Source organism: Micromonospora sp. 4G55, from assembly GCF_016803375.1.
Map to the genome: position 1 here is coordinate 1 of NZ_JAEVHN010000288.1, position 7,504 is coordinate 7,504.

Genomic DNA, 7,504 nt, shown 5'->3' on the forward strand with positions numbered 1-7,504 from the left:
CGCTCCCACATCCCCCCGCATGTCCCGATCCTGCGCGCCGACGACCGCCGGCCACCCCGTGGCCGCCCGCACCTCCACCGGCCGGGTGAACCCCGGACCGCCGAACGCGACCGGCCGGCCCGATTCGGGCGCACTTTCCCGGAAAGCGTGGCTGTTCCGGGCCGGACAGGCACGCTCTCCGGGAAAGTGCCGCCCAGGGCGCGCCCCGGGGGCGCTGCCGGTAGGGGCGGACGGCGTGGCCGGCGGTGCGGGAGTGTCGGAGTGGGTGCGTATCGTCCGGGGGCGTGACGGCCGACCTCCAGCTGCGCCCGGTGCGCGACGACGACCTGCCCGTGCTCTTCGGCTACCAGCAGGATCCGCAGGCCAACTGGATGGCCGCCTTCGGTCCCGCCGACCCGGCCGACCGGGCGGCCTTCGACGCGCACTGGTCGCGGATCCGCGCCGACCCGCGGATCCTGACGCGCGCCGCCACCGTCGGCGGCGAGGTGGTGGGGCACGTGGCCGCCTTCCCGGTCGAGGAACGCACCGAGGTCAGCTACTGGATCGACCCGACCCGCTGGGGTCGGGGGTACGCCACCGCCGCGCTCGCCGCGCTGCTGCGCGAGCTGCCGCAGCGGCCGGTGCACGCCCGCGCCGCCAAGGACAACGGCGCCTCCCTCGCCGTGCTGCGCAAGTGCGGCTTCGTCGTGGTCGGCGAGGACTCCGGGTACGCCGCGGGCCGCGGCACGGAGGTGGAGGAATGGGTGCTGGAGCTGCCCGCCGAGGCGGCTGACCAGCGCAACCACTAGTGTCCCCGGGGTGAACTGGCTGGAACTCGTCGGCTGGGCCGGCTCCGCGCTGCTGGTCTGGTCCCTGCTGCAGACGCGCATCCTGCGGCTGCGCGCGCTCAACCTCGTCGGCTGCCTGATCCTCATCGGCTACAACGCCGCCGTGCACGTGTGGCCCATGGTCGGCCTGAACGTGGTGCTCACCGTGATCAACGTGTGGTACCTGCGGAAGATGCTGGCCACCCGGCACGACGAGGAGACCTACCAGGTGGTCGAGGTGGGCGTGGACGACCAGTTCCTGGCGCACACGCTGCGGGTGCACGCCGCCGACATCGCCCGGTTCAACCCCGACTTCCGGTGGGCGGCGCCCGCCGCCGAGCGGTCGGCGTTCCTGGTGGTGCGCGCCGACGAGGTGGTCGGCGTGGTGCTCTCGCACGCCGAGCCCGACGGGGTGGCCCAGATCGACCTGGACTACGTCACCCAGCGGTTCCGCGACTTCACCCCGGGGGAGTTCGTCTACCGCCGCAGCAGCCTTTTCACCGACCGGGGCTTCCGCCGGGTGGTCAGCCCGCCCGGCATGGTCGCCCCCTACTACCACCGACTCGGTTTCCGCCCCGAGGGCGGCTCGTACGTGCTGGACCTGCCGACCTCCACCCCGGCGTAGGACGGGACGCGCGCGGCAGGATTCACCCGGGTCCGAGCTGGGCACTGACAGGCCTACGCCGGCCGGGTCCTCCGTCCGGCGGTGTCGGCCACGGCGGCCGGCGCCGGTCGCGTGAGGGAGAGAACCGGGCGTGCAGAGCTACTGGAGCCAACTGGCCCTGGTCGGAGTCCTGGTGGTCCTGAACGCGATCTTCGCGGGCAGCGAGATGGCGCTGGTGTCGCTGCGCGACAGCCAGGTGCAGCGGCTGGAACGCGCCAGCCGGGCCGGGCAGGTGCTGGCCCGCCTCGCCAAGGACCCGAACCGGTTCCTCGCCACCATCCAGATCGGCATCACCCTGGCCGGTTTCCTGGCCTCCGCCGCCGCGGCGGTCTCGCTGGCCAAGCCCCTGGTGCCGCTGCTCGGGTTCTTCGGCGGCGCCGCGAGACGGTCGCCATCGTGGTGGTCACCCTGGCGCTGACCTTCGTCACCCTGGTCTTCGGCGAGCTGGCGCCGAAGCGGATCGCCATGCAGTCCGCCGAGCGGTGGGCGCTGCTGGTGGCCCGCCCGCTGGACCTGCTGGCCACCTTCACCCGGCCGGCCGTCTGGGCCCTCGGCGCCACCAGCGACCTGGTGGTACGCCTGGTCGGGCTCAACCCGAAGCACCAGCCCGAGGAGATCGGCCCGGACGAGCTGCGCGACATCGTCGCCGGCAACCACGGCTTCACCAAGGAGCAGCGCACCATCATCGCCGGCGCGGTGGAGATCGCCGACCGGCAGCTCCGGGCGGTCCTCGTACCCCGGTTGCAGGTCTTCACGCTCGACAGCGGGACCACCGCGGAGGCCGCCCGCCTGGTGCTGGCCGCCACCGGCCACTCCCGAGCCCCGGTGGTCCGGCACGGCGGCCTGGATGACGCGGTCGGCGTGATCCACCTCCGTGACCTGGTCGGCGTCCCCGCCGACGCCCGGTCGACGAGTGTGCCCGCCCGCCCATGCTGCTGCCCGACTCGCTGCCGGTGGTGGACGCGCTGCGCCAGTTCAAGGCGGAGCGGCAGCACATCGCCCTGGTGGTGGACGAGCGCGGCGCCGTCGACGGGATCGTCACCCTGGAGGACATCCTCGAGGAGATCGTCGGGGAGATCTACGACGAGACCGACCGGGACGTCCGTTCGGTGCGCACCGAGGCCGATGGGGCGCTGCTGCTGCCGGGCACCTTTCCCGTGCACGACCTGCCGGACATCGGTGTCGAGGTGCCCGCCCGCCCGGCCGGCGACTACACCACCGTCGCCGGCATGGTGCTGGCCTGCCTCGGGCACATTCCCACCGTCGCGGGGGAGAGCGTCACCATCGACGCCTGGGAACTGGAGGTGTCCGGGATCGACCACCGCGCGATCACCCAGGTCCGGCTGCGCCGCGTCGCCCCGCCCGCCGACGAGAGCGCCGACCAGGAGGAGCAGCTCCTGGACGAGGCCCGCAGCTGACCCGACCGGCGGCCGGGCCTCCACCCGCCCGCCGACCATCTGGGCAAGCCGGGGGAAGGACGAGAACCGGGGCCGGACGACGGCCGCGCCCCAGGCGGCCGGACCGGGTCAGGATCCCGGGTCGCCGAACGGGAAGCCGGGCACCGGCGGCAGGAGCTGCACCTGGTCGGCGGGGAGCTGCCGACTGCCGCGGCTCACCGCCCGCGCCACCACCCGGATCGCCCACGGCCCCGACGGGTGCCGCTCCGCCCCGATCAACCGCCCCACCACCCGGCTCCACCAGTGCCGGGTGACGATCACGTCGGTCAGCCGCAGCCGGCCGTCCGGGAAGCCCCCGCGCACCACCACGTCCACCACCCGGCCGAGCCGCCGGCCGTGCAGGTCGTACGCGGCGCGGCCGAGCAACTCACCCGCTCGCACGGTCGGCTCCGGGAATCCGGTCGATCAGGTGCCGGCGCAGCCAGGCCTCCGCCGGCGGCCGGGGCAGCTCGTCCGCCCGGGTGCGCAGCCGTACCGCGCTGTCGATCCGGGCGACCTGGGCGAACGGGATCCGCAGCGGCTGCACGGGCGGGTCGTCGGCGAGCCGGTCGGCGACCGCGACCAGGAACCGGCCCGTCCGCCCGCCGATCCGCCGGGCGAGCGCCGCCTGGCCGGTGAGCAGGAAGGCCACGTACGGGAACCCGTCGGCGTCGACGGCGAACTCCACGTCGTCGACCTTGCCGACCAGCCGGCCGTCGCGGTCCACGATCTGCCGGTCCAGCAGCTGCCGGCCCAACTGGAGCCTCATCGGCCCATCCCCGTCGTGACGGCGAGCGGGATCGCGGCCACCGACGCCGCCACGATCACCACCAGGAACACCGCGCCGAGCAGGTTCAGCAGCGGCCCGTTGACCCGGTCGCCCAGGTAGGTCCGGTCGTTGGCGACGATCAGGATCGGCAGGTACGTCAGCGGCAGTGCCACCGCGCTGACCACCAGCATGTACTCGGTCAGCCGCACCGGGTCGACCGAGGTGAGCAGCACCAGCACCCCGAGCAGCACGCTGACCAGCAGCACGCTGTGGAAGCGGGCGGCGTCCCGGGGGCTGACCCGCTTGCCCCACTGCCAGCCGAAGTACTGCGCCGCCGTGTACGCCGCCGACAGCCCCGTCTCCAGCGCGGCACCGAAGGTGACCGCGAAGAACGCCAGCGCGGCGATCGCCAGCCCCACCCCGCCGAACGCGATGACCACCGGCGCGGCCACCTGGTCGAGCGTCGACAACGAGGTGCCCGTCGGGTGGAAGACCACCGCGGCGGTGGCCACCAGCGACAGGGCGAGGAACCCGCCCACGGGGAAGCCGACCAGCACGCTGGCCCGGGCGTCGGCCAGGTCCGCGGCGCTCCACTTCTCCTCCACCCCGCCCGAGGAGAAGAAGAACACCTCGTACGGGCTGACGGTGGAGGCGAACAGCGCCACCGCCACGAACCAGTACGCCGCCCAGCCCTGCCCGGCCGCGCCGGGGTGCAGCGCGCCCCGGGCCAGCGCGCCCCAGTCGGTGGGCAGCCGGACCAGCGCCACCGCGAACACCACCAGGGCCAGCCCGGCCAGCCCGAAGACCCGCTCCATCAGCTGGAAGCGCATCCGCCACAGCACCAGCCAGACCCCGAACGCCGCCACCGGCACCCACAGCAGATAGCTCACCCGGGAGGCCAGTTGCAGGGCGAGCGCCACCCCACCCAGCTCGGCGGCCAGGGTGAGCACCGTGACCAGGTAGGAGGCGACCAGGTTGAGCAGCGCGACGCGCGGCCCGAGCCGCTCCCGGACCAGGTCGAACACCGCCCGGCCGCTCACCGCCGCGATCCGGCCGGCCATCTCCGCGTACGCGCAGATGCCGACCACGCCGGCCACCAGCACCCAGGCGTGCCCCATGCCGAAGCGGGCACCCGCCTGGCTCGCCGCCACGAGGTCGCCGATGTCGACGAAGCCGCCGATGGCCGACAGCACGCCGAGCGTGGCGGCCAGCAGCTTCTTCACCTCGGGTACGCGTCGGCCGGCGTCATCGAGGCCGACGATAGCGGCGCGCGGACCCGCTTTCCCGGCAAACCGGGCAGGCCCGGTCGGTCAGCCGGCGCTGAGGTTCTGCAGGCGGACCTGGCCGCGCGAGACCAGCCGGCCCTCCCCGTCGGTGATCTCCACCTGCCAGAGCTGCTGGCTGCGACCCCGGTGCACCGGAGTGCCGACGGCGGTCAGCTCGCCGTCGCGGACCGCGCGGAGGAAGTCCGTCTGGTTGGACACGCCGACCACGGTGCCGCGCCCGCCGAGCCAGATCGACCCGCCGACGCTCGCCGCCGTCTCCACCACCGCGCAGTACACGCCGCCGTGCTGGATGCCGAACGGCTGGTGCAGCTCGGGGCGGACCTCCCAGCGGATGACCACCCGGTCCGGGCCGACCTCGTCCAGCTTCAGCCCGAGCAGGGCGACCAGCCCGCCCGTCAGGTCCGGCATCTCCACGACGTTCCTCCTCGATTCGCGGAGCCGCCAGCCTAGTCAACCGCCGGAAGGACCAAACCGGGTACGGTCCGGTGCCCGGCATGGGGGAGAATCGGTGACCGTGACCGACAGCAACCTCCCGCACGGGCGGGACTCCCTGACCGACGACCTGCGGTGGCGGGGCCTGATCCAGGACTCGACCGGCCTCGACGAGCTGCGCGAGCTGCTCGACGGCGGGAGCGCCACCTTCTATGTGGGCTTCGATCCGACCGCGCCCAGCCTGCACATCGGCCACCTCATGCAGGTCACCACCGCCCGCCGGCTCCAGCTCGCCGGCCACCGCCCGCTGCTGCTGGTGGGCGGGGCGACCGGGCAGATCGGCGACCCGAAGGAGAGCGCCGAGCGGACGCTCAACCCGCCGGAGGTGGTCGCCGGCTGGGTCCAGCGCATCCGCGACCAGCTCTCGCCCTTCGTGTCGTACACCGGGGAGAACGCGGCGCAACTGGTCAACAACCTGGACTGGACCGGCGAGATGTCGGTGGTCGAGTTCCTCCGCGACGTCGGGAAGCACTTCCCGGTGAACAAGATGCTCGCCCGGGAGGTGGTCCGGGCGCGGCTGGAGACCGGCATCAGCTTCACCGAGTTCAGCTACCAGCTGCTCCAGGCCAACGACTTCTTCGAACTGCACCGCCGGCACGGCTGCCAGCTCCAGTACGGCGGCTCGGACCAGTGGGGCAACATCACCGCCGGCGTCGACTACGTGCGGCGTCGGGGCGCCGGCCCGGTGGAGGCGTTCACCACCCCGCTGGTGACCCGGTCCGACGGGACGAAGTTCGGCAAGACCGAGGGTGGGGCGGTCTGGCTCGACCCCGAGATGACCAGCCCGTACGCCTTCTACCAGTTCTGGGTCAACGCCGACGACCGGGACGTCACCCGCTACCTGCGCTACTTCAGCTTCCGCTCCCGCGAGGAGATCGAGGCGCTGGAGAAGGAGACCGCCGAGCGGCCGGCCGCCCGGTCGGCCCAGCGGGCCCTCGCGGAGGAGCTGACCACCCTGGTGCACGGCGAGCGGGAGATGGCCCAGGCCGTCGCCGCCAGCCAGGCGCTCTTCGGCCGGGGATCGCTCGACGAGCTGACGCCCGAGACGCTGCGGGCCGCGCTGACCGAGGCCGGCCTGGTCCACCTGGACGAGCTGCCCGACGTGGCCGGGCTGCTGCGCGACTCCGGCCTGGTGCCGGGTCTCAAGGAGGCGAGGCGGGTGATCGCCGAGGGCGGCGCCTACGTCAACAACACCCGGGTGACCGAGGTGGACGCGACGGTCGCCCCGGAGGACCTGCTGCACGGCCGGTACCTGGTGCTGCGCCGTGGCAAGCGGTCGTTCGCGGGGGTTGAGCTGCGCGGATAGTCGCCGCTTGATGGTGTGACGGGGGACGCGCCCGGCCGAGTTGACGATCAACTCGCCGGGCGCGTACCTTTCTCTCTGCCAGCGCGGAACGGACGAAACAGGCGAAAGCCTGCAAGGCCGGAGCGCGGGAATGGTCTGAGGGTCGGCCGGGTTGCTATCCGGTACGGTCCTGGACACCGGGCCCCCGAGGTTTGCGAAAGCCGGTGGGAGTGCGGGAATGACTCCGGGGTCGGATGGGTTGAGTCCCATGTGAGCTTGGACCGGGCGGTGCCCCGAAGACGCTGCGAGGCGGATTTGGTGAGGCGGAGCCGACCGGGTATGGTTCATCGCCGGTAGGGAACCGGGCGAGCGTGCGGGTGACTGCAGCGGCCGGCCTGTCGGAAGCCATGAGGTCAGCGGTGAGAGCCGGTGGTTTTGTGGTGCCCGTAATTGTGGTGGAAGTGGTGCGGATCGCGATAGAGCGGTTTGACACGGCGGATATCAGCGGGTAACGTAGTAAAAGTGCCCGGCGCGGAAAGCGCCGGTCGCGACAAGAGCGAATAGCCCCGGGTCGGGGGTCCTCTTCGGGGGGTTTCCGGGCGGTGTGTGGTTGTTCTTTGAGAACTCAACAGGGTGCTTGTAAAGCCAGTGCCAATTATGATTTATACCCCGGACTGGTCAGGCTTTGTGTCTGGCTGGTTGGGATTCCTTTGGCAACACTTTTGTTGTCAGGACAGTTTTTCGACAAGTTTTTGTTGGAGAGTTT

7 protein-coding genes and 1 pseudogene are annotated in these 7,504 nt (G+C 72.4%); 4 read left to right on the plus strand and 4 right to left on the minus strand.

Features of this window, described 5'->3' with window-relative positions:
- Nucleotides 1–284: 284 nt before the first annotated feature.
- The 3 genes and pseudogenes from JNW89_RS21520 to JNW89_RS21530 all read left to right on the plus strand — a co-directional run bounded on the left by JNW89_RS21520 (nt 285) and on the right by JNW89_RS21530 (nt 2,888).
- Nucleotides 285–788, plus strand: a complete 504-nt coding sequence (locus JNW89_RS21520; RefSeq protein ID WP_238450273.1) for a GNAT family N-acetyltransferase — start codon at nt 285–287, stop codon at nt 786–788.
- 10 nt (nt 789–798) lie between these two features.
- The gene (locus tag JNW89_RS21525) at nt 799–1,431 is read left to right on the plus strand and encodes a YgjV family protein (protein ID WP_238450274.1); all 633 of its coding nucleotides are present in this window, start codon (nt 799–801) and stop codon (nt 1,429–1,431) included.
- A 130-nt stretch (nt 1,432–1,561) separates the two neighbouring features.
- Nucleotides 1,562–2,888: pseudogene (locus JNW89_RS21530) on the plus strand (hemolysin family protein).
- Nucleotides 2,889–2,996: 108 nt separating this feature from the next.
- Here the strand turns inward: JNW89_RS21530 and JNW89_RS21535 are convergent.
- The 4 genes from JNW89_RS21535 to JNW89_RS21550 all read right to left on the minus strand — a co-directional run bounded on the left by JNW89_RS21535 (nt 2,997) and on the right by JNW89_RS21550 (nt 5,369).
- Nucleotides 2,997–3,308, minus strand: coding sequence for a PRC-barrel domain containing protein (locus JNW89_RS21535; RefSeq protein ID WP_179804382.1), 312 nt, complete (start codon nt 3,306–3,308; stop codon nt 2,997–2,999).
- Nucleotides 3,295–3,675, minus strand: a complete 381-nt coding sequence (locus JNW89_RS21540) for a hypothetical protein (RefSeq protein WP_238450275.1) — start codon at nt 3,673–3,675, stop codon at nt 3,295–3,297. Before JNW89_RS21540 ends, JNW89_RS21535 begins: the two co-directional genes overlap by 14 nt.
- Nucleotides 3,672–4,898 carry an NRAMP family divalent metal transporter gene (locus tag JNW89_RS21545; protein ID WP_238450276.1) on the minus strand — a complete coding sequence of 409 codons (1,227 nt, stop codon included), beginning with the start codon at nt 4,896–4,898 and terminating at the stop codon, nt 3,672–3,674. The genes JNW89_RS21540 and JNW89_RS21545 overlap by 4 nt, the downstream gene beginning before the upstream one ends.
- A gap of 87 nt (nt 4,899–4,985) precedes the next feature.
- Nucleotides 4,986–5,369: a PaaI family thioesterase gene (locus JNW89_RS21550; protein WP_238450277.1), complete on the minus strand. Its 384-nt coding sequence runs from the start codon at nt 5,367–5,369 to the stop codon at nt 4,986–4,988.
- A 106-nt stretch (nt 5,370–5,475) separates the two neighbouring features.
- On the opposite strand from JNW89_RS21550, the gene tyrS reads away from it, so the two are divergent.
- Nucleotides 5,476–6,759, plus strand: coding sequence for a tyrosine--tRNA ligase (tyrS, locus tag JNW89_RS21555; protein ID WP_238450278.1), 1,284 nt, complete (start codon nt 5,476–5,478; stop codon nt 6,757–6,759).
- Nucleotides 6,760–7,504 lie beyond the last annotated feature (745 nt).

Excerpts from the sequence above, each read along its gene's own strand:
- JNW89_RS21540 (WP_238450275.1), bottom strand. The coding sequence starts at position 3,675 with ATGAGGCTCCAGTTGGGCCGGCAGCTGCTGGACCGGCAGATCGTGGAC.
- JNW89_RS21550 (WP_238450277.1), bottom strand. The coding sequence starts at position 5,369 with ATGCCGGACCTGACGGGCGGGCTGGTCGCCCTGCTCGGGCTGAAGCTG.